Raw genomic sequence first — 23,711 nt, forward strand, 5'->3', positions numbered from 1 at the left:
CGAAGCAGTGTCAGCCGATGGCTACTTCGCTTGCGGCGGCACGGCCACGGACGCCCGTACGTGGTGCAGGTGCACCACGACGTCGAAGGCGCGCCCGAGAGCGAGCGGCGGCGTCGGGTCGTTGGGGTACCGGCCGGGGACGACGAACGTGGGGCGCGCGGTGTTCAGCCAGCTCTTGACGGCCGGGTTGCGGCCGGCCGCGCGCAGGTCGACGTAGAAGTCGCGGTGGCGCACCTGGTCGAGGGTGTACTCGTTGCTGCCGGGTGCGGCCGGGCCGACGCTGTACGTTCCCGACTCGCCCGTCGCCGTCTTGGCGCGGTAGTCGCCGCCGTGGAAGGAGGTGCCGACGGCGAGGTAGTCGCGGCCCGCGAGCTCGCGCAGGTCCGCGCCCATCGTGACCGGGTAGGCCTCGGGCACCGCGGACTCGTAGGAGACGTGCCCGTTGTGGGCCGAGACCACGATCCGTTCGCCGGTCTGCCGCTGCCACCACACGGCGGTCTCCGCCATGGTCCGGTCGCGGTGGCGGCTGGCTGCCTTCGCCTGGGCCGGGTCGCTCCAGTCCACGGTGTACTCCGTGGCCATGTGCGAGATGATCCGGGCCTCCTGCAGGACCCAGGGGTCCTGCTTTCCGGCCTCGGACAGCAGCTGGTAGGCGGCCTCCGCGTCCTTGGCGATCGCCTTCCGTTCGGTGAGCGGCAGGGCGTTGTACGCGGCCATGCGCGCGGCCACCCCGGTGGGCAGGGCGCGCAGTGCGGCGTAGTGGCGGCGGAGTTCGGGGGCGAGGGCCGGTGCGTTGCCCTCCGCCCAGGTGAGGATGCGCTCGTACTGCTCCGGGTCGGCGTCGGAGAAGTCCATGCCCACGACCCGGAGCTTGTGCGAGCCGGTGCGGTTGTACTCCCGCATCCAGTCGAACAGCTGGGCGAGCTCCTCCGTGTTGAGCAGGGAGTACCCGTCCTGGAACTCCTCACGCATGATCTGCCGGACGTCGCCCTTGCCGGTGAGGAGGTACGTGTTCAGCCGCGTGGCCGCCGACCAGCTGATCTCCATGGCGTAGGCGGAGAAGCCCTCGCGCCGGACCAGCTGCCTGAACAGCCGGTCCTTCACCGTGAACAGTTCCTTCGAGCCGTGCGAGGCCTCGCCGAAACCGACGATGGACGCACCGCGGGTCATCGAGGCGAACGCGGCCAGGTCGCCCGCCGGCCCGCCGGGCTCGGCGGTGCGCAGCGGGTGGGCGTACCGCTCCAGGCCGGCGACCACGTCACGGTCCGAGGTGGTGGGGCGAACGGCGGCCTGCCCGGCGGGGGAAGCGGCCGCGGCCGCGCCGGCGGCGGCCGGACCCAGGAGCGCGGTGCAGGCGAGGGTCAGGGCCGCTGCCGGCGCTATGGAACGGCGCAATGATGCGTGTGTCATGCAGGGATGCTATCCAGGGGCCTGCAGGAGTCTTCCGGGGCCTGCGGGGCCTGCGGGGCCTGCGGGGGCTGCAGGGGACCACCGGCATGGAGGTGCTCGGGGTGCCCGCTCACCAAGTGACCGGCAGGTCGACCGGCCCCCGGATCAGCACCTCGGTCTGCCACCGCACTTGTGTCCGCGGCGTGGCCAGCCGCATGGTGGGCAGCCGGCGGGCCAGAGTGGCCAGCAACAGCTCCGACTCCATGCGGGCCAGCATGGGGCCCACGCAGAAGTGCGGTCCGTGCCCGAAGGCGACGTGCGGCGGGCCTTGACGGTCCACGTCGATGCGACCGGGATCGGGGTAGACCTGCTCGTCCCAGTTGGCCGCGACGTAGGAGACGTAGACGAACTCCCCCTGACGAATCAGGACGCCGCCCACTTCGACGTCTTCGGTGGCGATCCGCGGCTGCCCGACCCCGTGCTTGTGCGGGATCCAGCGCAGCAACTCCTCCACCGCCTGCGGCACCAGCCCGGGTTCGGAGCGCAGCCTGTCCATCAGCCCCTTCTCGGTGAGCAGCACGTACACCATGTTGGAGGCGTTGTTGCGGACCGCGTGCCAGCCGTTGAGCCCCATGAGGGTGGCCAGCGCGAGGAGCTCCTCCTCGTCGATGCGGCCTTCCTCTACGGCGGCCACCATCGCGCTCATCAGATCGTTCCGGGGCTCGGCCCGGCGCCGGGCGGCCAGTTCGCGGAAGTACGCCCTGGCCGCCTGCTGCACCTGCTTCGCGCGCTCTGCCGCCGCCTGGTCCGACGCCCTCGACAGCAGGGTCCGGGCCCAGTCCCGTACGCGGGTACGGTCCGCGGCCGGGATGCCGAGCAGCTCGCTGATCACCTCCAAGGGAAACGGCGAGGTGACGTGGCGAATGAGGTCGGCGGGCGGCCCGGCTTCGAGCAATCCGTCGACCAGGCGGTCGAGGACTGCCTGGGCGCGAGGGCGCAGCAGGTCCATGCGGCGCTGGGTGAAGGCGGGGGCCACCACTGCGCGCACGCGTGCGTGATCGGGCGGGTCCACGAAGCTGACGGCCCTGTCGAGCGGGATGAAGTGCTTGGTCATCTTCGGGATGGAGCGCCCGACGATGTCCCGGCTGAACCGCCGGTCCGAGGTGACGAACCGTACGTCGGCGTGCCGGGTGACGAGCCAGCAGTCCCCTTCGCCGTGCGGCAGCCGGATCCGGGAAACCGGGGCGTCCTTCAGTGATTTCCAGAGAAAGGGGTCGAATTCCAGTGCCGGTAGATCGGTGACGTCGTACAGCCGTGGACACTCCATATCACAGCCTCCTCTCCGTCATGGCTGCCCGCGGATTCCCTCGCCATACACATCCGACAGGAGTGACGCGTACGTATCACTTTTGCCGGGTGTGTAATTCAGGCACTCGGCACCCCGCCGACGCATACATAAACGTGCACTACTCGTGCGTTCCCCGCTGGTTTCAGTCGGATTCAGCCGGGTTCAGCCGGCTCCGCCGCCCCCGCTGTCGGAGCCACCGGCCCCGTCCGACCCGGCCGACCCGTCGGAACGGTCCGTGCCCTGGCCACCGTCATGCGAAGAGTGCGTCGCCGCGCCTGCTGAGCCCTTTCCCCGGCCCTTCCTCTTACCGCGCTGACGACCCGGATCCGACCCGGACCTCTTCCGGAACAGCCCCATGTCCGCCTCCGCCCCGCCGTGTTCCCGTACGCTGCCAGCCTTCCCCCGGAACCTGCTCGCAGCGGAATCAGCGGTGGCGTACGGAAGCATCGGCGGAGCGCGGCGGCACACTTGTCCTCCTGCGGAATCCAGTACGTCCGCCGGCGGCACCTTGTCAGTTACGGATTCCCGCAGCGCGCAGCCGCCGGGACACCTCGTCCCAGGAGGGATCGACGGGGGCGGCGAGTTCCGGAGCACCCACGCCGCGGTCCTTGAAGCCGCTGGACGTGGAGATGCAGACGACCGGCCCCTCCCGCTCCACCCCCTGCCCCGCACTGCGCAGGCCGGCCAGCCCCGCGGCGGCCGAGAGCTCCGCCCACAGGCCGTGGCCGGCCAGCTCCGCCTGGGCGGCCCGCATCTGCTCGTCGCTGACCAGCAGCGCGCTGCCGCCGCTCCCGCGCACGGCCAGCACGCCCCGGATGCTGCCGACCGCGCAGTCGATGCCGTACGCGTCCGACTCGCCGACGTCGACCCGGGCGGCCGGGACCCCTCGGCGCAGGGCGGCGTGGAGCGGGCCGCCGAGGGCGGGCTCGCAGGCGTGGATGCGCGGGACGCTCGCCGCCAGGCCGAGCCGGTGCAGCTCCGCGAACCCCTTCCAGACGCCGAAGAGCAGTTCTCCGTAGCCGGTGGGTACGAACACCGCCGAGGGGACACCGAGATCGGCGAAGATCTCGTACGCGACGGTCTTGTAGCCCTCGGCGCCGAAGGGGTGACCGGTGTGGGTCACCGCGAGGTTGCTGACCGGATGCAGGCCCGTGCGGTCGGCGATGAGCCGCATCAGCGGCCAGCGGTCGGCAGCGGGAACAGGCAGGACCAGCGCCCCGTAGGCGTTCAGGAAGGAAGCGACCGCGGGCGGCATGCCCGCGGATGCGAGTACGACGCAGCGCAGCCCGGCACGCGCCGCGTACGCCGCGGCGGACGCGCCGTGATTTCCGGAGGAGGCGACGACGATGCCGCTCGCCCCGACGCCGACGGCGGCGCCGGCGGTGACGCGGTTGAGCCGGTCCTTGTGGCTCCACGTGGGGTTGCGGGATTCGTCCTTGACGAAGACACCGTCCCCGATGTCGATCAGCGGCGTGCCGCCTTCTCCGAGTCCGGGGGCCGGCAGCGGGGGCAGCAGCGGGGCCCACCGGTCGTGACCGGCACCGGGGCGGGAGCCGAGGCCGGACCCGGCACCGGTGAACAGCTCCGGACTCACCTTGTCGTACGCGTAGTCCACCTCGAGCGGGTGGGCGATCGTGTCGGTGCTCGTCGTGGGGCACCCCGCGACCAGCGGCGGCCACAGCGGGTGGTGGACCTCAGGGTCGCCCAGGGATCGTTGGCTGGTGGCTAGCGAGTCTCCTGCAGTCATCGACGTGGTCATGGCCGGGAGTCTAGGACCGAGTGCTCAACGACCACCCTGTAGTTGTGCCCGATACCGTCCCGGCGTCGTCCCGAACTCCCGGTTGAAGGCGTGCGAGAGCGCGTACGGACTGCCGTAGCCGACGCGGCGGGCGATGGCGGTGAGCGTATCCGGGGTGTCGCGGAGCAGGGTGGCGGCGGAGGTCAGGCGCCACCACGTCAGGTACGCCATCGGCGGGCGCCCGACCAGGGCGGTGAACCGGCGGGCCAGGGTGGGCCGTGAGGCCCCCGCCGCGGCGGCCAGGCGCTCGTTGGTCCACGGCGCGGCCGGGTCCGCATGGAGCGCGCGCAGGGCGGCGGCCGTCACGTCGTCGCTCAGCGCGCCGGGCCAGGCTCCCGTCGTGCTCTCGGCCATCCAGGAGCGGATCATGTAGACGAGGAGGAGGTCGAGCAGGCTCGGCAGAGCCGTGTACGAACCGGGCCGCTGTACGTCCAGCTCACCGCCCAGCAGGCCGATGGCGGCGCGGAGTTCGGGGTGGCTGCCTGCGCGGTTCGGCAGGTGGACGACCTTCGGCAGTTCCGCCATCAGAGGGTGCACGCGGCTGCGGTCGAGCCGGTACTTGCCGCACAGCATCTCCACGGCGCCGCGACCGGTGCCGGCTCGCGCACCGAGCCCGTCGCGCCACTCCTCGAACGGCACTGTCCTCTCCAGGGCCGCCGCATCGCGTGCGGAATCGGCGAGCACATGGCCCGTACCGTGCGGCAGCAGCACCGCGTCGCCCGCGCCGAGGGAGACCGGGGAGCCTCCGTTGGCCAGCAGCCGGCAGGTGCCCTCCAGGACCACGTGGAACCCGGCCCCGTCGTACGGCGGCATGCGCACACACCAGCTCCCGCTCACCCGCACTCGGTCGGAGGAGGGGCGTCCGAGACGTACGGCGGAGATCGCGTCACTGACCACGTCCATGGCCGTCAGGGTATCGCCGGCGGGCATCAGGTGTGAGACGCCTACGTATTCAGGTGAGCAGAACAATCATTGAGAGGCTCAGATCCCTTTCTCTAGGGTCGGGTACATGAAGAGCAAGGACGCGCAGAACGTGCGGGGCGAGAACGTGCAGAGCATGGTGCTCGGGGATGTCGAGGTCATCCGGGTCGTCGAGTGGCAGGGCCCGCTCCTGCCGGCCCGCGGCATCGTCCCGGAGTCCACCACCGAGATGTGGAAGGACAACGAGGACTGGCTGGCACCGGACCACTGGGAGCCGCACACCGACAGGGCGGTGTCGGCGCTGCAGAGCTGGGTGCTGCGCAGCGGCGGGCGCACCGTCCTCGTCGACACCGGCGTGGGCAACGGGCGCGAGAGGCCCGGCTCACCGCATTTCCACCACTGGCAGGGCGACTTCCTCGGCCGGCTGGCCCAGGCCGGTATCCACCCGGAGGACGTCGACGTCGTCGTCAACACCCACCTCCACGTCGATCACGTCGGCTGGAACACCATGAGCGCGGGCGCAGGCGCTGAGGGGGAGTGGATACCGACCTTCCCCAACGCCGAATACCTCATCCCGGCCGCCGACGACTTCCACTACGGCCCGGACAACGGATACGGGAACGGGCTGAGGGAGGAGGACCGGCTGCTCTACGAGGACAGCATCGCGCCCGTCCACAGGTCCGGCCGGGCCGTGCTGTGGGAAGGCGCCCACCGCATCGACGACCACCTCACGCTGGAGCCCGCGCCCGGCCACACACCGGGCTCGTCCGTCTTGCGGCTCACCTCCGGGACGGACCGCGCCGTCTTCGTCGGCGACGTGCTGCACAGCCCCGTACAGATCCTCCACCCCTCCTGTAACAGCTGCTTCTGCCTCGATCAGGGCCAGGCGGCTGCCAGCCGCCGCCGCATCCTGGAACGGGCCGCAGCCGAGCGCGAACTGGTCCTCCCTGCGCACCTCGGCGGGGCGGGTGCCATGGAAGTCCGCAAGGAGGGTGACGGGTTCGCTCTGGAAGCGTGGGCGGTCTACGACAAGGCGTAGACCGACCCGTGTGCTTATGCGCGGGCCTGGACGCCGAGTTCGGCGAGCAGGACCCGGACGCGCTGCTCGATGTCGTCGCGGATCGGGCGGACCGCATCGACGCCCTGGCCGGCCGGGTCGTCGAGCTTCCAGTCCAGGTAGCGCTTGCCGGGGAAGTACGGGCACGCGTCGCCGCAGCCCATGGTGATCACCACGTCCGAGGACTGCACCGCTTCCGGAGTCAGCACCTTCGGAGTCTCGGCCGAGATGTCGATGCCGACCTCCCGCATGGCCTCGACGACGGCGGGGTTGACGGTCTCGGCGGGGGCCGACCCGGCGGAGCGGACTTCGACGCGGCCCGCGCCGAGGTGGGTGAGGAAGGCGGCGCCCATCTGGGAGCGTCCGGCGTTGTGGACGCAGACGAACAGCACCGAGGGCTTACGGGACTCAGACACGGGCGGAACCTTCCGGGGCGGCGGCCGACCGGCCGGTAGCAGGCTGGGGGAAGTAGCGGCGGCGGGCGGCCAGGGCGACGTAGACGAGGCCGATGAGGACGGGGACCTCGATGAGGGGGCCGACGACTCCGGCGAGAGCCTGGCCGGAGGTGGCGCCGAAGGTGGCGATGGCGACAGCGATGGCCAGCTCGAAGTTGTTGCCGGCGGCGGTGAACGCCAGTGTCGTCGTCCTCGGGTAGTCCAGTCCGACGGCGCGGCCCATGACCATGGATCCGGCCCACATGACGGCGAAGTAGACCAGCAGCGGGAGCGCGATCCGGGCGACGTCCCAGGGCTGCGAGGTGATCGCCTCGCCCTGGAGGGCGAAGAGCAGGACGATCGTGAACAGCAGTCCGTAGAGGGCGTACGGGCCGATGCGGGGGATCAGCTTCGCCTCGTACCAGGTGCGGCCCTTGGCCTTCTCGCCCAGGCGGCGGGTGAGGTAGCCGGCGGCGAGCGGGATGCCCAGGAAGATCAGCACGGAGCGGGCGATTTCCCACACGGACACGTCCAGCCCCGTGGCCTCCAGCCCGAGCCGGCCGGGCAGGAAGGAGAGGTAGAACCAGCCGAGCGCGGAGAACGCGATCACCTGGAAGACGCTGTTGAGCGCGACCAGGACGGCGGCGGCCTCGCGGTCGCCGCAGGCCAGGTCGTTCCAGATGATCACCATTGCGATGCACCGGGCGAGACCCACGATGATCAGGCCCGTGCGGTACTCGGGCAGGTCCGGCAGGAACAGCCAGGCCAGGGCGAACATCACCGCCGGGCCGACGATCCAGTTGATCACCAGCGACGGGATGAGGAGGCGGCGGTCGCGGGTGACGGTGTCGAGGCGGTCGTAGCGGACCTTGGCCAGCACCGGGTACATCATCACGAGCAGGCCGAGCGCGATCGGCAGCGAGACACCGGTGACGGTGACCTTCGCCAGTGCGTCCCCCAGCCCGGGGACGAGGCGGCCCAGGCCGAGACCGGCACCCATCGCGGCCAGGATCCACACCGCGAGGTAGCGGTCGAGGAAGGACAGCCGGGCCGCCACGGGGGCGGTGCTCGCGCGGGTCGCGCGGGTCACCCGGGTCGCGCGGGTCACGCGGGAGCCTCGGCCGGCTCGGGCAGGGGCTGCCCGGCGGGGCGGGTGAGGATCCCGGCGAGACGGTCGGTCATCTCCGGCAGCAGCCGGTAGAACACCCACGTCCCGCGCCGCTCGGAGGCGATCAAGCCGGCCTCGCGCAGGAGCTTGAGGTGGTGGGAGATCGTCGGCTGAGACAGGTCGAAGGCGGGGGTGAGGTCGCAGACGCACACCTCGCCGCCCGCCCGGGAGGCGATCAACGACAGGAGCCGGAGCCGGACGGGGTCGCCCAGGGCCTTGAAGACCTTCGCCAGCTCGGTGGCCTGGTCCTCGGCCAGCGGGGCGGTCAGCAGGCCGGGGCAGCAGCCGTCGGGGCCGTCGCCGTCCTGCCCGAGCACCACGAATTCTTGATTCGACATACCTCTATGTTGACGTCTGTCGATCCAAGGCGCAAGCTTGTATCGAAGATAATCGATGCAAGTGGATCGAGGAGATCGCCATGTCCCGCGTTCAGCTGGCTCTCAACGTTGCCGACCTCGAAGCGTCAGTGACCTTCTACTCCAAGCTCTTCGGCGTCGAACCGACCAAGCGCCGGCCCGGCTACGCGAACTTCGCCGTCGCCGAGCCTCCGCTGAAGCTCGTCCTCATCGAGGGCGAGCCCGGGCAGGCCACCCGCCTGGACCACCTGGGCGTCGAGGTCGAGGGAACCGAAGTGGTCACGGCTGCCGCCGAGCGCCTCAAGGAGGCCGGCCTGGCTACCTTCGAGGAGAACGACACCTCCTGCTGCTACGCCCTCCAGGACAAGGTCTGGGTCCACGGCCCCGGCCGCGAACCCTGGGAGGTCTACGTCGTCAAGGCCGACGCCGACACCCTCGGCAAGGCCCCTGCCCTGGATGAGGGCGACGCGTGCTGCGCGGGCTCGGCGACGAGCGACAGCAACAAGACGGGGGCCGAGCCGGAGGTGGAGGCGCCTGTCAGCTGTGGCTGCGGCAGCTGACCCGCGCCGACCGCGGCACCCATCTGCGGTAACCGGAGTCGTGGGGCCGGGAAAGCGCTGCTCTGATGGACACGTGCGGGCACGTACCCGTGTGTCGGATGGGCAGGAGGCAAGGTATGACCGGTGGCCGGCGTGAGGACGAGTCCAGGAAAGATGCCCGCGATGAGCGGGCACCCGGGCTCGGACACGCGGATTCCGTTTCACGTGAGGACGCGATGAGCAGGCGTCTGGCCGACTGGGAGGAAGAGGGCGGGGCGCTGCCCGAACCCCAGCCCCGGTCGAAGGGACCTGCTCACCGCACCGGCCGCTGACGGGGGCCGGCTCATCACGCACGGGCGCCGGGCTCTCAGCAGGGACGGACGTACCAGACCGGCGTCCAGTCGTGGCTTGAGCTGGCGGAGTAGGCACCGGGTGTGGTGTAGATGACGTTGTGGTTCTGGTCCAGGAACTGGGCGCGGGTCCCCGGGGTCTGGTTGTTGATCCAGGAACCGTGGCCTTCCCAGTTCGACAGCTCGTACGTCTCGCACCGGTAGAGGTTGAACTGGGCGCCGGTGAAGTCGGTCCCGCTGAACATGCAGAAGTTCTGGGACGGACAGTCGGCGGCGGCCGCCGGGGTGGTCATTCCCACTAGCGTCGCGGCAACCAGCGCCATGACTGCGAACAGTGCCGCGATCGGCTTGCGCAGTGTCATGCGAGCCCCCTTGTGGGTGGTCCGGATTGACAGGGGAGTCCCAGACCAGAACAGCAGGGACTCCTATGTCATGTCGCCGACATTTACGCGATTCACCCGTTAGGGGCGCTTGTTCGACGGGTCGGGGGCGTCCGACGCGATCACGAAGGAGCGATCTCGGGGGGGGGGTACGCCGGTCTGCCGGAGGCTCACCACATGGATGTTGCTGATGGCCACGCCCGCGCCGTTGAGCAGGAGCGCGACCGCGATGACGGCCGTGGCGGCGGCACGTCCGCCGGTTCCGTTGCCGTCCCCGTTGCCGCCGGCGATCGGGATGAGCAGTGGTGCGGCGCAGGCGAGTGCCGTCGTGGCCACGATGGTGCGGCCCAGTCCCCATCGGCGCGCGAGTCGTCCGGCGAGCACGCTGCCCGCGAAGGCGCCGACTCCGCTCATCGCCGGCATGGAGATCTGTGTGCCGAACATCGACAGGCTTTCGGTGCCCCAGAACTTCAGGAAGTCGGCGTCGCGCCACAGTCCGCCGCGCTTGGCGGCCTCCGGTTGCTCGGGAGTGTGGTCGCAGCCCGCGTCGGCCCCGGGCGCACTGGAGGTCGTGCAGGACTTCTGCAACTCCCTGCATGTCGAGCGGGGAACGGACGTACTCACATTGGCCTGCCCGCCGAAGACGGAGTGCGCGATGAGGGGGCGAGGGTGCGCGCGGTCGAGCACGTTACGCAGACGGCGTCCGGGCTGCGTTATGCACTCAGGGCGGACGGAGCCGGGCGGCTCGGCTTCGAGCCGGTCGGTTCCCCGGCCGAGCGGATCACCGGCATGGTGCTGAGCCGGGTGCACGACGCCCAACGGGACGGCACCTGGGAGGCGCGATGGGGGTGTGCGGGAACCGGCAGAAGGTCTCCCGCTATCGGGGCAGGCGGTAGCAGCTGATTCAGGTTGCGCCGCGGTCCGGTTCAAGCCGCTTCGGCGCAGGCCTCGGCTTTGTCGATCCCCGTGGGGCGGCCCGCCCGGACCCACAGGAGATAGAGCGCCCCGGCGACGAGGAGCGTGGCGGTAAGGGAGAGCGCCGGCCAGCCGCGGAGGAGGTTCACCGCGAGGGTGAAGGCGACAGCGGCGGCGGCCGCACCGTTCAGCCAAGCGAGGGCGGTCTTGCGTTCGGCGCGGGCGAAGCGGGTCATGGCCACGAGGCCGACGAGGAAGCTCACGAAGACGGCGACCGCGTAGAACAGTACGAGCTCCTGCTCCTTCCCCGCAGCGGCCACGATGATCAGCCCGGCGGCGGCCAGGTGGACGACCACGGCCCAGTACGGGGTGTGGTGGCGGTTGGTCCGGCCGAAGGCCGCGGGCAGCACGCCGGGGCGCTCCGCCGTACCCGCGAGCGCCTTGAACAGTCCCGGACCGGCTTGGAAGGACGAACTGGCGGCAGCGAGGAGCAGCAGGGAACTGGTCAACTGGAACGCGCCGTACAGCCGGCCGGATCCGGCCGCGGCCCGGGCGATGTCGGCGATCTGGGTGGAGTCATGGCCGGGGATGCCGGTGCGCAGACGTACGGCCAGCACGGTCAGGGCCAGCGTCAGGCCGCCGACGATGACCAGGAGCAGGGCCAGAGTGCCCCGGCCGAAGCGACGGCGCCGGGTGTCGTCGAGCTGGCCGAGCTGCGCGATCGCCGTCGAGGGCGCTTCGACGCCGGTGGCCAGGGCCATCGCCACGGGAAACGCCAGGACGACAGCCAGGGCCGCCGACCGACCGGGATCGGCGGAGGCCGGCGCTGCCCCGATCGCGTGCGGCGAGACGAAACCGAGCACGAGCACGGCGACGGAGACCAGTACGAAGGCCAGCGTCATGACGGCGAACAGCAGCCTGCCGCCGTGCCCGAACCACGTCAGCCCCGCCACCACGAGCAGCAGAAGCAGCGCGAGCGGGATACGGAGCGCCGCCAGCCCGGGGAAGAGCGCGATGACGGCGCTCGCGGCCGCGGCGATGGAGATCCCGATGGTGAGTACGAAGTCCACGACCAGCGCCCCGATCGGCACGAACGTCCAGCGCGGCCCGAAGGCCCGCCCGGCCGCGGCCGCGGCCCCGCCGCCCTGGGGGAAGCGGCGCACCAACTGCCAGTAGTTCGCGGTGACGACCACGACCAGGCCCACCACCAGGGCCATCGTCGGCATGAGCAGGACGAGGTCGCCGTGCAGCGCGCGCAGCGCCGCTTCGATCGCGTACGCGACGGAGGACACCGGATCGGCGATCACGGCGAAGGAAAAAGCGAAGAAGAGGACCGGGCGGCGCGGACCGCGGCGGCTGACGGGGGTTGCTGTGACGGCGGCAGGTGCACTCGGCTCGGAGGCGGTCATGGCGGGGGCCTTTCACGGCGAGAGCCGGAACCAACCCATACGCCCGGGCGAACGCCGGCGCGGAGCCACGTCTCGCAGGCGACCGTCTGGGACAACGACGTGAGGATGTGGGTCGTGGGGTGCAGGCCGAGCAGCGCTGCGCGCAAGGGTGCAGGGTCGATGAGTCCCATACCGGCGAGCAGGGAGTCGTCGAAGAGATCCAGGAGTTCTCCGCGGTGGCGGCGCAGGGCGGCGTAGAAGTCGGCGCTGTAGTCGCCTTTGGTGGGGCCCGCCCGGTGGCCTGGTCGAGGCGGCGCACCGCGCTCCCCGTGGCCCGCGCGTACAGGATCGCCGCGTGTTGCGCGCGCTGCCGGGCCAAGGGTTCGGTGGCGCCGGGGGTGTCCTCGCGTATCTCATGCAGCAGCTGTTGCACGTGCCGTACTGCCTCCGCAGTCACCGGGGCCGGCATGTACCCGGGCACGGGCAGGGCGGTCAGTCGATCGGCCGCGTGCGTCAGCCAGCGCGCGTACGTGGTGCGCTCGGCGAGCGCGCGCAGCAGCGGTGTGAGCGGCTGCCGCAGCCGCAGGCGGTGGGCACGGATGTAGGCGGGCGCCCTGAGCGGGTGCTCGCGGACCTGGGTGAGGTCGTCCAGGCGCGCTCTGTCGCGCACCCAGAGGCCCGGCTCCTCCCACGGCGGATACGAGCTGCCGTTCACCCCGGCGAACCACAGCGGGACCCGCTCCCTGCCCACCTGCTGGTGCTCTGCACCTGCACCGGACAGGGCGGCCACGGCGCGCCGCGTCCAGTCGGCGTCGTCGTTGCCGGGGTCGGTCGCCTCACGGTGCAGAGTGACCAGCCGGGCCGGGCCGCGGGCCGTAAGGAGGCACAGGCTGGTGGAGCCCAGCCCACCGGACAGGTCCGCGCTGGCCGTACCGCCGTCGGCAGTGCAGGAGTCGACGGCGGCCGACAACGCCCCTCGTAGCGCGGCGGCTCCTTCTTGGTGGAAGCTGCCTGCCAGCCCGTCGACGATTCGCTCGGCCACGTCGATGTCGGCTTCGAGGTCATGCGCCACGGCCGGCCGCGCTACGCGTGCCGACAGCCCGGGCGTGGTCACCGGACACCGCCCGATCACCGCCACGCGCGCCGCCCCGGCCTCGGCGACCGTCACATGACCGTCGGGCCAGTGTCCGAGCAACCACGGTCGGCCGGACCCGTGCAGCACGACTCGATCGGCCGACGGGCGCAGCGTACGTGCTGCCGTACAGGCCGCTTGGCTGTCAGGCAGGACGGCGAACCATACGTCTTCCGGCATCAGCGACTCGTGCGCAGAGTGGTCCTACCTCCACCACCGCAGCCCTTCGCCGCCCTCCTCGAGGACGTTTCCTTCGAACCAGCCGAGTGTCTGGAGGTCCGCCATCGTCGGGTTCCCTTCCGCAGTGAAGCAGTGAAGTAGCGAAGCGGTGAAGCGGTGAAGGTGCTGGCTTCGGCATCTCTACCCACGGGTGATCCGGGCATCTACGTGCACCCTCCCGAGGAGGCGGCTCGATGGTGCACGCGGCGCGCAGGGGGGCGCGTGCGGGGTCGGCCTCCGGCGGCTATACGGGTCGTGCTTCCGCCCGTGCCGCAGTGACCGCCACCGTCACGTAAGGCATCGTGAAGCCGCCGCCCATCGCGTCGATGGAGGCTCCGACGTACTCCAACACCTCCGCCAGCTTGTCCGGAGGGAGTTGGGTGAGGGCTCCATGGGTGGGCATCTGGTCCAGCCACGCGTCCCGCGTGTAGGACCACTCCCAGTCGAATCGCCACAGCTCCGGTTCGCCGAATCCGCCCGCCTTGCGGATCCCGTCGGCGGCTTGGGCGGACAGGGCCTGGTAACCGTCCGGGGCGGGCTTCGTCAGCGCCTGGAAGTTGAACGGGGCATCGGGCGCCACCCGTTCGTAGACCGAGGCGAAGGCTTCTGCCACGGCGGGTGGAAGCCGGGGCACGTTCCAGAACGCTGCCAGCCGTCCGCCGGGCCGCAGCACCTGAGCGGCCTTGGCGGCTCCTGCGACCGGGTCTATCCAGTGCCAGGCCTGGCCGGCGACGACCGCGTCGAATCGCCGGCCGTCCGGGTCCCAGGCCTCGAACGTCGCTACGTCGACGACCTCGAGCCCCAGCCGGCGCGCCAGGTCGGCCATCCGTGCGTCGGGCTCGACCCCGACCACTTTGCAGCCGGCCGCCTGGAACTGCCGGGCGGCGATGCCGGTACCGCAGCCGACGTCGAGGACGTCCAGGACATTGGGAACGCCGGGAACATCGGGAGCGTCAACGCCGGGGCCGGCGGCGGCGATCCGCTCCACCATGGCTTCGGGATAGCGGGGCCGGGCACGGTCGTAGCGTTCGGCGTCCGAGCCGAACGACTCCGCTGCCTGGCGATACCGATGAGGCTCGTGCTCGGAAGGGTGCGAGCGCTCCGGAGGTAAAGTGGGCACGCGCCCACTATGAATGGGCGAGCGCCCACTCGTCAACGAGCGTGACGGACAAGGGGAAGAGGGACCGCGGTATGCCGACAGGCGTGGCCATGCGCGACGCGCGAGAGCAACTGTTCGACGCCGCCGAGCGCATCCTGCTGCGGGACGGACCGAGCGCCCTGACCAGCCGGGCCGTCACCACCGAGGCAGGCTGCGCCAAGGGCGTTCTCCACCGGCACTTCGCCGACTTCGACGCCTTCCTCGCCGACCTCGTCCTGGACCGCATCGCCCGGATCGGCGACCAGGCCACCGCCTTGCGCAAGGCCGCCGGGACCGGCACTGTCGCCGACAACCTCACCGGCGCGCTGACGGACCTGTTCGGCTCGGTCGCCGTGGCGATCGTCGCCCTCGTCACCTTCCGGGACGACCTCCGCGCCCGACTGCGCCGTGCCGGCCCGTCCGGCATTCCGGTCCTGACCGAAGCCACGGCCATGCTCGTCGCGTACCTGACCGCCGAGCGCAACCTGGGCCGCATCGCGCCCGACGCGGACGTCGGCACGCTCGCCCCCACGCTGATCGGAGCGGGTCACCTGCTGTTCGCCGACCGGAAAACCACCCCGCCGGACACCGAAGCCGTCCGCACGCTGGTGACCTCCGTCATCGCTGGAGTGGTGGAGGGCTGATCGGTGAAGAAAATGCTCCACCGCACGTTCCGCTCCGGACAGGCGGTCGCCTGACCCGCGGTAGAGGTGCCGTGGGTCAGATGCCGCGTTCGATCATGTCGATGACGTGCCGGCCCGCGTCGTGGGCCTGGGTGGGGTGGAGGCCGCGCAGGGGGCCGTCGATGAGGAGGACGGCGAGGCCATGGACGGCCGACCAGGCGAGGAACTCGGCGCCGGGGCGCCGGTCTTCGGGCAGGGCGCCGGTCTCCACGAGGTCGTCGAGGGCGGCACCGAGGAGCTCGAAGGGGGTCCCGCCGCTTCCCGCGGCGTCGTCGTCCGCGGCGTGGGACATGTCGCCGGGGACGTGGAAGGCCGCGCGGAACAGGCCGGGCTCCTCCTGGGCGAAGCGCAGATAGCCCGTGCCGACCGCGCGGAAGCGGGCCCGGGCGGCCTCCTTCGCATCCGTGGCCGGCGGCAGGGCGGCCTGCTCGGCCTCCATGGTGCGGGCGACCCGGGCCATGGCCGCCTGGGAGACGGCGTGCAGGAGGGCGCCGCGGTCGGCGAAGTGGCGGTAGGCGGCGTTGGGTACGACGCCCGCGTGGCGGGTGGCGGCGCGCAGCACCACGGCCTCCGGCCCGCCCTCGCGGGCCAGTTCGACGCCGGCCTTGATCAGGGCGTTGCGGAGGTCGCCGTGGCGATAGGTGCTCCGCGTCGGCCGCGTCGGCCGCTTCGGCTCGTCGGTGTCCGGTGCCGCTGCCATGACCCACTCCAATGTGGACAGCATCCACTTAGCTCGTTAGGCTTCTGCAAGATCAACCGGGGGGTGCGGATCTTCCCGCCTCCCGAATGTGGACATCGTACACAAGGGTCCTCCGCCACCAGCCGACCACCGCCCAGGCCTCCTGACCCCTGCGCAACCGCACCGCCACGAAGGACGGAAACACCGACATGAGCGACACCGTAAAGGGCCCTGCCAGCTACTTCCCCTCCATCGAGAAGAAGTACGGCCGCCCCGTCGCGGAATGGAAGAGCCTCATCTCCTCCTCGCCCCTGACCAAGCACATGGAACTCGTCGCCTGGCTCAAGGCCGAACACGGCCTGGGCCACGGGCACGCCAGCGCCCTCGTGGCCCACACCCTCGCCGAGAACAGCGAGAGGTGAACCCGCACCCGTGGCACCGGCTCTACGCCACGGGCACGGCGATGTCGCAGACCTCTGTGGCCGAGCCGGCCGACATCCAGTCGGCGAAGTAGACCTCCCGGCCGGGGCCGGCCTCACGGCCGTCGTTCTCCTCGACCCACCGGTACACCGCGTCGTACGCCGAGAGGATCTGCGGGTACTCCACCTGCGCCTTGGTGAGGGTCGTGTACACCTCGCGATGGGCCGGCTCGGTCCGGACGGCCGTGGTGACCTCCGTGACGGCGGCCCGGGCCGGGTCGATGGGCACGCAGACCTCCACCGGGCCGTCGCTGTCGTCGTTGACCTGGCCGTGATAGACGACGAACGGCACCGCGACCACGCCGCCGCGGTAGTACCGGTAGCCGGTCACCGCGTCGACCCGGTCCGGGGGCAGCAGCCCTTGCCGGTCGTACACGCGCAGGGCCTTGGGCGAGAGCCGGGCGCGGCGCGCGAACACGCCGATGCTCAGCAAGGGGTCGTCGTCCTCCACGCCCTCCACACTCCTGTCTGCCCCAAGGGCAAGGTCAAGACCGGCTCGCAGTGGGGTTGATCCCCGTCCGGTCGGCTGATTCCCCACGAACTGCATTCCAGCAACAGGAGACGAGACGCATGTCCGCACTGCCGCTTTCCCCGGCTCCACTTGGTACCGACGCCATCCGGAGCGGAACGCCGTGCGGGCAGCCCAAAGACCACAGTCTGCAGGTCGTCGACTTGCGACTGTGGTCTTCGTCCGGCCTCAGGGCTGCGCGAGCGCTGTTATTCAGGGAGTCGTTGGTCAGTTCTTGGTAGCGGGTTGTCTGTCGGGTCTGTCGGGTCTGTCGGGCTCTTCGGGTGCGGTCGGAATCAGGCGGCCCGTGCGGTGCAGGCCGAATACGGCCAGTGCGCAGCCGCCTCCCGTGGCCGCGAGAGCCAGCCATGGGAGCGCCGGGGTTCCGGCGGAGCGGGCGGCGTCCAGTGCCGCGCCGGTGAGGAGGTTGCCCAGTGTGATGCCGATTCCGCAGATGGTGTTGTAGAGGCCGTAGTGCGTGGCCACGTACCGGTTCTCGGCGAGGGCGACGATCGTGTCCATCTCGAACGGGTAGGCGAGCATGGTGCCCAGGGCGATGAGGAGTGCTGAGAGAAGTGGTGGACCGACGGCCAGTGCCCAGCGGGCCGGTCCGTCCGGGGGCGTTGGAACTGCGGTGGCCGCCAGCGGCGGCAGGAAGGCGGCTCCCAAGGCTGTCAGTCCGGCGACCAAAGACCTTCCGGAGCCCCAGTGTTTCTTGCACCAGGCCGTGAGCCGGGTCTGGCCTGCGATGGTGGCGAGGCCGGAGGCTGCGAACAGCAGACCTACGCCGACCGTCCCCACCTGCTCGTCCCCGGCCGTGCGGCGCACTTCCAGGGGAAGAGCGAGGTAGACCTGGAAGGACAGCGCGTACGAGCCGATCATCGCGAGGGAGAACAGCAGGAACGGCCGGTTGGACACCACCGTGCGCCACTGGGAAAGGACCGTCGTCACTGACCTTTCGGCCCCGTGCGACGGAGTCCGGGCCGGTAGCGCCCGGATCTGTACGATCGACAGCACGGTGAAGACTCCGGCCGCCACCAGGCAGGTGAGGCGGAAGCTCACTCCCGTCAGCGCCACGCCGACCAGCGGGCCCAGCAGGATCCCGGCCTGGTAGAAGACGTTGAAGAGCGCGAATGCCTCCACTCGGCGCTCCCGGGCGTCGTGGGCGACGTAGGCTCGTACGGCCGGGTTGAACAGGGCGCCCGCCAGGCCGGTGGCCGCCGACGCCGCCAGCAGCGCGGGCAGGGAGTCGACGAGCCCGAGCACGGCGAAGCCGACGGTGCGCAGCATCAGCCCGGTGATGATCATGGGCTTGTAGCCGAACCGGTCGGCCAGGGTGCCGCCGAAGAAGAACATGCCCTGCTGGCTGAAGTTGCGGACGCCGAGGATCAGCCCGACGGTCCAGGCGGCCATGCCCAGGTTCCCGGACAGGTACTGGGCGAGGTAGGGCATGAGCATGTAGAAGCCGAGGTTGATGGTGAACTGGTTCGCCATCAGCAGCTGCACGCTGCGGTCGAAGGTGCGGGCTTGCGACAGGAGGTTGAGGCGGTTCCGGGGGGCCGGGGGATTCTTCACGGCCGGCCCTCGTCGTTCGCGCCGGCGCTGCACGCCCGCTGCGCGGCGAGCGGGTCGGCGACGGTGGCGCACCTCGTCCAGCGGGTGACCTCCTTCTCGTCCGGTCGTCCGACGACCTCGGGTTCGGCGGCCGGCGGTGCGTCGAGGAGGCCGTGGGCGGCGCAGTAGTCGTCGTCGTAGACCGTGCCGAGATAGCGCTGCGGGCCGTCGGGGAAGACGGCGGCGATCCGGGTGTCCGCGGGGAGCGTGCGTGCGAGCCAGCCGGCGGCCAGGGCGACTGCGCCGACGCTCCAGCCGCCGGTGGCGTAGTGGGAGGAGGCCAGTTGCCGGCAGGTCCACACGGCCTCGGCGGGGGAGACCCAGTGCACTTCGGAGAAGTTCTCGTAGGCGACGTTGCGGGGGTAGATGCTGGAGCCGAGGCCGCGCATCAACCGGCTGCGGGCCGGCTGCCCGAAGATGGTGGAGCCGATGGTGTCCACGCCGACGAGCTTCAGCTCAGGGTAGAGCTGTCGCAGGACGCGGGAGACGCCGGCGGAGTGGCCGCCGGTGCCGACGCTGCACACCAGGACGTCGATGTGGCCGAGCTGGGCGGCCAGTTCGAGCGCGAGCGGGGTGTAGGCGGCGACGTTGTCCGGGTTGTTGTACTGGTCCGGCACCCACGCACCGGGGTGCTGCTCGCGCAGGCGGTCCACGCGGTCGCAGCGGGCCTGCTGCCAGCCACCGGTCGGGTGGGGTTCGGAGACGACGTTGACCTGTGCCCCGTAGGCGGTCAGCAGCCGGGTCATGGACGACTCCAGGCCGGGGTCGGTGACCAGGGTGACCGGGTGCCCGTAGACCATGCCGGCCAGTGCCAGGCCCAGTCCGAGCGTGCCGCTGGTGGACTCGATGATCATGCCGCCGGGACGCAGATCGCCACGGGCGCGGGCGCGCTCCACCATGTGCAGGGCGGGGCGGTCCTTGATGCCGCCCGGGTTGAAGCCCTCCAGCTTGGCCCAGAAGCCGTGCCCGGCGGGGGCGAGGGGTTCGGACACCCGCAGGACAGGGGTGTCGCCGACGAGGCCGGATATCCCGAAGGTGCTGGGGGTTCTGGGGGAGCTGGGCGCCGTGGGGGTGACGGGGGTGACGGGGGTGGCAGAGGAGCTTGAGCGGGCGGAACCGGTGCCGTTGGTCGTCAGGGGGTCCATGGTTCGTTCGCCTTTCGGTCGTTCGGTGCGCCGGTGAGGGGGTTCGGACCAGGGGTGGCGGAGGTGTTGCGTCGGTCGGGGAAGCCGTGCGCCCCTTGCGGAACGGCGTGAGGATGGCCGGTTCTGTACGCAGGCACGGGGTAGTCGGCCAAGGGCGGGAGCCGGGTGGGTATCCGGGAGAGTGGTGTCGAATTGCGCGGCACAGACACTCCGTACGACGGCCACGTGGCCGGAATTCTCCGGACACGCGGAGGTGGTCGGTAATTCCCCTCAGGGGAACAGGAGAAATGGCGATACAGGCGCCGGAGCCGGGTGGGAGTGGAATCCGACCGGTTGAGGAGTGTCTGACTTCTAAATTCGCAGGACGCGCGAAGCTGCTGAGTGCCCGGCTTCCGGCGCGGCCGGAGACGGCCGTGCGCCCGTCCAGGGCTGCGAACTCAGCGCCGACAGCGCGTCGAAGAGCGCCGAGCAGCTGGGAGCGAGGAGGGCCGGGCCGTCCTGGGGCTTGCCGGACGTGCAGTTCTCGGCGCCGTGAGAGGACTCGTCCTCGTGGTGGCCGGCAGTGTGCGCCTGTTCCGTACCGGGAGCGGCGACCGGGGTCGGCTCGCCGTGGGTGTGGTGCTCGTCAACGGCGTGCGCAAAGGCGGACAACGCCACCGGCTTGCCGGTCGCGTGACTGACGGCGCTCTCCCCACTGATGCCGTGGGTGTAGAGCACGCCGAACAGCAGCAAGGCCAGCCACAGCAGACGCGACGGACCCGACACCGAGAGGTGGGTCCGTCGCGTATGGAATGCGAGCTGGGCCGAGACCATGACGTGATCGTAGCGGAATCCAGGCCTACTTATGTCAGGGGCGCAGTATCGAGGGCATGTAATCGGCCAACGCGGATGTTTTCTTATAGAGGTTGCTTAATGGTGCGGGCCGGGTCCGCTATCCGTGCGCAAACGGAAACCGTTTCGCCTCTCCAAGGAAATGTGCCGCGATTGTCCGCAACCGTCGCTGTCCGCGGCATGGTCGTCCGCGGTCAGCTCAGTTCGTAGGCGAAGGCGTACGGGACGGACGGCGCACCGTGCTCGGCCGCGAAGCTGCCGGTTCCCCGCAAACCGGTCAGCTCGCCCGTGCCTGATCCCGGTACGACCTCGAAGCTGCAGTGGACCGTGCCGTCAGTGCCGAACGAGCCGCGTTCCTCGACGACGAAGGTGCCTTGCCGTCCGTCAAGGGTGCCGGACAGGATCTCCATGCCCGTGAACGTGCCCGTCTTCTCCGTGACGTAGACAATGGTGTACTCGCAGGTGGTGTCGGTGGCCTCGATGCCGCCGGAGAAGGCGTTGGTGACGGAGGCATGGGCGAGTTTCGGGCTCGCCCCGGGCGGGGTGACATCGTGCTCCTTCCAGTCGGCGAAGGCGAAGTGGCCGGTGGTCTGCGTGGGCATGGTTGTCCTCTTGAGTGGGCGGCCGCACGGTCTTCTCCGTACGGCATGTGATCAGAGTGAGCCCCGTACCTGACATCTCCTGTCAGGTACCGCAGGACAATGGCCCCATGCGCGCCGACCGTCTCCTCTCCCTGCTCCTCCTGCTCCAGAACCGCGGGCGCATGACCGCTCCCGAGCTCGCCGCCGAGCTGGAGGTGTCGATCCGTACTGTCTACCGGGACATCGAGGCGCTCGGCGCATCGGGCGTCCCGGTCTGCGCCGACCGCGGCCCCGCCGGCGGCTACCGCTTGATGGACGGGTACCGCACCCGTCTGACCGGGCTCACCGACGCCGAGGCCGGTTCCCTCGGACCGGGAACCCGGCCGCCGCTTGTGCCCGCTCGGCGTCGTCCTCAAGGGCGGCATCTGGTACCTGGTGGCAATGGCGGCGGAGGGCGAGGCTGCTGCACGCACCGTCGGTGCTTTCCGCACCTATCGGATATCGCGGTTCCTGGCCGTCGACACGTCGGGGGAGACCTTCGAGCGACCGGACGGATTTGATCTGGCCGCCTGCTGGGAGGAGTCTTACCGGCGTCTGGAGGCCGCGCTCCACCACGGAACCGCCCGACTGCGGATCTCGCCGCGGGCACAGCGGCTGTTGCCCGTGCAATTCGGGGCGGTGGGAGCACGAGCCCTCGAGAGTGCCGGGCCGCCGGACCACGAGGGCTGGGTGCAGGTGGAGATGCCGGTCGAGGCGCAGGCCGTCGCGGTCAGCGACCTGCTCAGGCTGGGTACGGAGGCGGAGGTACTCGCCCCGCCCGAGCTTCGCCGGGCCGTCGGCGAGGCAGTGGCCGTACTGGCGGGGCGGTACGCCGCGGTGCCGTCGCCCTGATCGAGTAGTGCCGCTTCCACGCGTCGACGCTTCGGCGCCTTGACCTTCAAGCTGCTTGAAAGCCGAGAATCGCCGTCATGGAAGACACCGACACCGACACCGACACAGACGCTGACACCGACGCCGACACGTTGATGAGTATCGGCGCCTTCGCCCGCCGGGTGGGGCTGGCGCCGAGTGCCTTGCGGTTCTACGACGACTGCGACGTGCTGCGCCCCGCCTACGTCGACGACGCGACCGGCTACCGCTACTACGCCCCGGAGCAGCAGGCACGTGCAGTCCTCGTGCGGCGGCTGCGGGAGGCCGGGGTGCCGCTCACCGATGCCGCGGTGGTGCTGGACGGGACCCGTGAGGAGGCCCGTGCCGTCCTGCAGGAGCACGCGACGAGGACGCGGGAGACCGCCGCCTCGGCACAGGTGGCGATTCAGGAGGTCCTCCGCACCCTTCCCGACGGAACGTCCTGGACCACCAAGGCCAAGGCTTGCGTCGGTGGAGCGGAGCTGGCCAGTGCCGTACGGCAGGTCGCACCGGCGGTGGCGTCCGGCACCGCACAAGAAGAGTTCCCCGTACTCGGCCACATCCTGATCGAGATCGACGGGCAGGAGGTGCGCCTGGTGGCCACGGACCGCTACCGCTTGGCCGTACGCACCCTGCGGGCCATGTCCATGGAGGGCGATTCCTGGCACGTTCTGGTGGCAGCATCGGAGATGAAGGACGTCGCGGCCTGGGCCATGCGTATGCCGGACGTCAGCATCGAGGCGGGCCGGGAAGGCGCGCGACTTCGCAGCGGAGCCCACTCACGGACTCTGCCGACCGCCGACGAGACGGACCTTCCCTTTCCCGACTACCAGATGGTCCTGGACAACTTCCCGATCGCCCGGCACCGGGTCATCACGGACCGGGCTGCCCTGCGCACGGCGCTAGCCGCCGCCGGATACGGCGATGCGCCGATCATCCTCCGTGCAGATGAACAGCAGTTCACCCTCTCGCCTGGGGACCCGGACCCGGAATCGGACCCGGAAGAGGTCATGCTCCCCGCCATCTGCACAGGGCCGCCCCTGCGCATCGCCTTCGACCCGGAGGTTCTCCTCGCGGCGATCGAGGCCGGCGTCGGCCCTGACGTGTTGCTGGAGATTTCGTCTCCGGACATGCCCGTCGTGGTTCGTTCCGCAGATCAGGGCAGTTTCACGACTCTGGTCATGCCGGTCCACGACGCAGCGGCTGACAAGTGACCTGAGCTTCCTCCTTCCGACCTTCCTGAACGCCGCGACTTCAAGGCCCTGGGGCTGATGGGCCATCAGCGCACTGACAGGCCCGGCCGCGGCCGCCTGAACACACGCCCCGTCCGGCGCGCCTTCACCTTCGAACGGTCTCTCACGTACGGGTGACGTGGCATTAGGCCGTATGACAAGCGGGAAAGTCTCTCACCGGATCCACTGCACCTCAGGGCGCCCTGCCCAAGAGATCACACGGCCGCGGCCGGATACAGCCGCTGCCGCGTACGGACTGAAAGGGCCTGCCTTGCCACGCTGCCTCCGTACCCTCGCCGCCACCGCCTTGCTGACCCTGCTCATCACCGCTCCGGCCGCCCCCGCCCAAGCCGACCCGGTCACCGATACCGTAAGCGGCGCTGTCGATACCGTCACCGGCACCGTCGGCAGCCTGCCCGCCACCGTCACGGGCACGGTCAGTGGCCTCACCGGCCAGCTCAACAACGCCGTCAACGGCCTCCTCGGCGGTAACTCGTAGCTCCCACTGCACCGGCCGA

The 23,711-nt window shown here is 70.6% G+C and carries 23 protein-coding genes and 2 pseudogenes; 7 read left to right on the forward strand and 18 right to left on the reverse strand.

Translation table 11 applies throughout. The features are described 5' to 3' along the window. Positions 1-21: 21 nt before the first annotated feature. The 4 genes from FGW37_RS28865 to FGW37_RS28880 form a co-directional block, all read right to left on the reverse strand. The gene (locus FGW37_RS28865; RefSeq protein WP_179083755.1) at positions 22-1,410 is read right to left on the reverse strand and encodes an erythromycin esterase family protein; all 1,389 of its coding nucleotides are present in this window, start codon (positions 1,408-1,410) and stop codon (positions 22-24) included. Positions 1,411-1,519: 109 nt separating this feature from the next. After that, positions 1,520-2,716 carry a cytochrome P450 gene (locus tag FGW37_RS28870; protein WP_179083756.1) on the reverse strand — a complete coding sequence of 399 codons (1,197 nt, stop codon included), beginning with the start codon at positions 2,714-2,716 and terminating at the stop codon, positions 1,520-1,522. 532 nt (positions 2,717-3,248) lie between these two features. Next, positions 3,249-4,496, reverse strand: coding sequence for a threonine synthase (locus FGW37_RS28875; protein WP_179083757.1), 1,248 nt, complete (start codon positions 4,494-4,496; stop codon positions 3,249-3,251). Between the two features lie 24 nt (positions 4,497-4,520). Next, on the reverse strand, positions 4,521-5,438 hold the full coding sequence (locus tag FGW37_RS28880) for an AraC family transcriptional regulator (RefSeq protein ID WP_179083758.1): 918 nt from the start codon (positions 5,436-5,438) through the stop codon (positions 4,521-4,523). 106 nt (positions 5,439-5,544) lie between these two features. Between FGW37_RS28880 and FGW37_RS28885 the strand changes: the two genes are divergently transcribed. Beyond that, positions 5,545-6,495 carry an MBL fold metallo-hydrolase gene (locus FGW37_RS28885; RefSeq protein WP_179083759.1) on the forward strand — a complete coding sequence of 317 codons (951 nt, stop codon included), beginning with the start codon at positions 5,545-5,547 and terminating at the stop codon, positions 6,493-6,495. Positions 6,496-6,509: 14 nt separating this feature from the next. Here the strand turns inward: FGW37_RS28885 and FGW37_RS28890 are convergent, their stop codons facing one another. From FGW37_RS28890 to FGW37_RS28900, 3 genes are all read right to left on the reverse strand, one after another. Beyond that, on the reverse strand, positions 6,510-6,929 hold the full coding sequence (locus tag FGW37_RS28890; RefSeq protein ID WP_179083760.1) for an arsenate reductase ArsC: 420 nt from the start codon (positions 6,927-6,929) through the stop codon (positions 6,510-6,512). After that, entirely contained in the window at positions 6,922-7,947 is a 1,026-nt protein-coding gene (arsB, locus tag FGW37_RS28895; protein ID WP_246430870.1) for an ACR3 family arsenite efflux transporter, read from the reverse strand. The genes FGW37_RS28890 and arsB overlap by 8 nt, the downstream gene beginning before the upstream one ends. A 104-nt stretch (positions 7,948-8,051) precedes the next feature. Then, on the reverse strand, positions 8,052-8,453 hold the full coding sequence (locus FGW37_RS28900; protein ID WP_179083761.1) for an ArsR/SmtB family transcription factor: 402 nt from the start codon (positions 8,451-8,453) through the stop codon (positions 8,052-8,054). A gap of 80 nt (positions 8,454-8,533) precedes the next feature. Between FGW37_RS28900 and FGW37_RS28905 the strand changes: the two genes are divergently transcribed. Then, entirely contained in the window at positions 8,534-9,031 is a 498-nt protein-coding gene (locus FGW37_RS28905) for an ArsI/CadI family heavy metal resistance metalloenzyme (RefSeq protein ID WP_246430613.1), read from the forward strand. Between the two features lie 346 nt (positions 9,032-9,377). On the opposite strand, the gene FGW37_RS28910 is transcribed toward FGW37_RS28905, so the two are convergent. From FGW37_RS28910 to FGW37_RS28930, 5 genes and pseudogenes are all read right to left on the reverse strand, one after another. Continuing rightward, a complete protein-coding gene (locus tag FGW37_RS28910; protein ID WP_179083762.1) occupies positions 9,378-9,722 on the reverse strand; it encodes a peptidase inhibitor family I36 protein in 345 nt (114 codons plus the stop codon). A 99-nt stretch (positions 9,723-9,821) separates the two neighbouring features. Beyond that, the gene (locus FGW37_RS28915) at positions 9,822-10,328 is read right to left on the reverse strand and encodes an MFS transporter (RefSeq protein ID WP_179083763.1); all 507 of its coding nucleotides are present in this window, start codon (positions 10,326-10,328) and stop codon (positions 9,822-9,824) included. 338 nt (positions 10,329-10,666) lie between these two features. After that, a complete protein-coding gene (locus FGW37_RS28920) occupies positions 10,667-12,064 on the reverse strand; it encodes an APC family permease (RefSeq protein ID WP_179083764.1) in 1,398 nt (465 codons plus the stop codon). A 763-nt stretch (positions 12,065-12,827) separates the two neighbouring features. Then, positions 12,828-13,355 (reverse strand): annotated as a pseudogene (locus FGW37_RS34250) (asparagine synthase-related protein); the annotation flags it as partial. 283 nt (positions 13,356-13,638) lie between these two features. Then, the gene (locus tag FGW37_RS28930) at positions 13,639-14,514 is read right to left on the reverse strand and encodes a class I SAM-dependent methyltransferase (RefSeq protein WP_179083765.1); all 876 of its coding nucleotides are present in this window, start codon (positions 14,512-14,514) and stop codon (positions 13,639-13,641) included. A gap of 71 nt (positions 14,515-14,585) precedes the next feature. Here FGW37_RS28930 and FGW37_RS28935 point away from each other — a divergent pair, with 71 nt between their 5' ends. Continuing rightward, positions 14,586-15,176, forward strand: a complete 591-nt coding sequence (locus tag FGW37_RS28935) for a TetR/AcrR family transcriptional regulator (RefSeq protein WP_179083766.1) — start codon at positions 14,586-14,588, stop codon at positions 15,174-15,176. A gap of 76 nt (positions 15,177-15,252) precedes the next feature. Here FGW37_RS28935 and FGW37_RS28940 read toward each other — a convergent pair whose 3' ends face one another. After that, entirely contained in the window at positions 15,253-15,915 is a 663-nt protein-coding gene (locus FGW37_RS28940; RefSeq protein WP_179083767.1) for a TetR/AcrR family transcriptional regulator, read from the reverse strand. A 188-nt stretch (positions 15,916-16,103) separates the two neighbouring features. On the opposite strand from FGW37_RS28940, the gene FGW37_RS28945 reads away from it, so the two are divergent. Further along, the gene (locus FGW37_RS28945) at positions 16,104-16,316 is read left to right on the forward strand and encodes a DUF4287 domain-containing protein (protein WP_179083768.1); all 213 of its coding nucleotides are present in this window, start codon (positions 16,104-16,106) and stop codon (positions 16,314-16,316) included. A gap of 22 nt (positions 16,317-16,338) precedes the next feature. Here the strand turns inward: FGW37_RS28945 and FGW37_RS28950 are convergent, their stop codons facing one another. The 5 genes from FGW37_RS28950 to FGW37_RS28970 all read right to left on the reverse strand — a co-directional run bounded on the left by FGW37_RS28950 (position 16,339) and on the right by FGW37_RS28970 (position 21,073). Beyond that, entirely contained in the window at positions 16,339-16,833 is a 495-nt protein-coding gene (locus FGW37_RS28950; RefSeq protein ID WP_425506610.1) for a MerR family transcriptional regulator, read from the reverse strand. 276 nt (positions 16,834-17,109) lie between these two features. After that, complete coding sequence (locus FGW37_RS28955; RefSeq protein WP_343067203.1) at positions 17,110-18,456, reverse strand: MDR family MFS transporter; 1,347 nt, start codon at positions 18,454-18,456, stop codon at positions 17,110-17,112. Beyond that, positions 18,453-19,640 carry a PLP-dependent cysteine synthase family protein gene (locus tag FGW37_RS28960; RefSeq protein WP_425506611.1) on the reverse strand — a complete coding sequence of 396 codons (1,188 nt, stop codon included), beginning with the start codon at positions 19,638-19,640 and terminating at the stop codon, positions 18,453-18,455. The genes FGW37_RS28955 and FGW37_RS28960 overlap by 4 nt, the downstream gene beginning before the upstream one ends. Before the next feature lie 351 nt (positions 19,641-19,991). Further along, the gene (locus tag FGW37_RS28965) at positions 19,992-20,453 is read right to left on the reverse strand and encodes a hypothetical protein (protein WP_179083770.1); all 462 of its coding nucleotides are present in this window, start codon (positions 20,451-20,453) and stop codon (positions 19,992-19,994) included. A gap of 212 nt (positions 20,454-20,665) precedes the next feature. Next, positions 20,666-21,073: a DUF3224 domain-containing protein gene (locus FGW37_RS28970; RefSeq protein WP_179083771.1), complete on the reverse strand. Its 408-nt coding sequence runs from the start codon at positions 21,071-21,073 to the stop codon at positions 20,666-20,668. A 107-nt stretch (positions 21,074-21,180) separates the two neighbouring features. Between FGW37_RS28970 and FGW37_RS28975 the strand changes: the two are divergent. From FGW37_RS28975 to FGW37_RS28985, 3 genes and pseudogenes are all read left to right on the forward strand, one after another. After that, positions 21,181-21,943, forward strand: a pseudogene (locus FGW37_RS28975) (helix-turn-helix transcriptional regulator). A gap of 77 nt (positions 21,944-22,020) precedes the next feature. Further along, the gene (locus tag FGW37_RS28980; RefSeq protein ID WP_179083772.1) at positions 22,021-23,175 is read left to right on the forward strand and encodes a DNA polymerase III subunit beta family protein; all 1,155 of its coding nucleotides are present in this window, start codon (positions 22,021-22,023) and stop codon (positions 23,173-23,175) included. Positions 23,176-23,500: 325 nt separating this feature from the next. Then, complete coding sequence (locus FGW37_RS28985; protein WP_179083773.1) at positions 23,501-23,692, forward strand: hypothetical protein; 192 nt, start codon at positions 23,501-23,503, stop codon at positions 23,690-23,692. Positions 23,693-23,711 lie beyond the last annotated feature (19 nt).

Source organism: Streptomyces rectiverticillatus (assembly GCF_013394065.1).
GTDB classification, from domain to species: domain Bacteria; phylum Actinomycetota; class Actinomycetes; order Streptomycetales; family Streptomycetaceae; genus Streptomyces; species Streptomyces rectiverticillatus.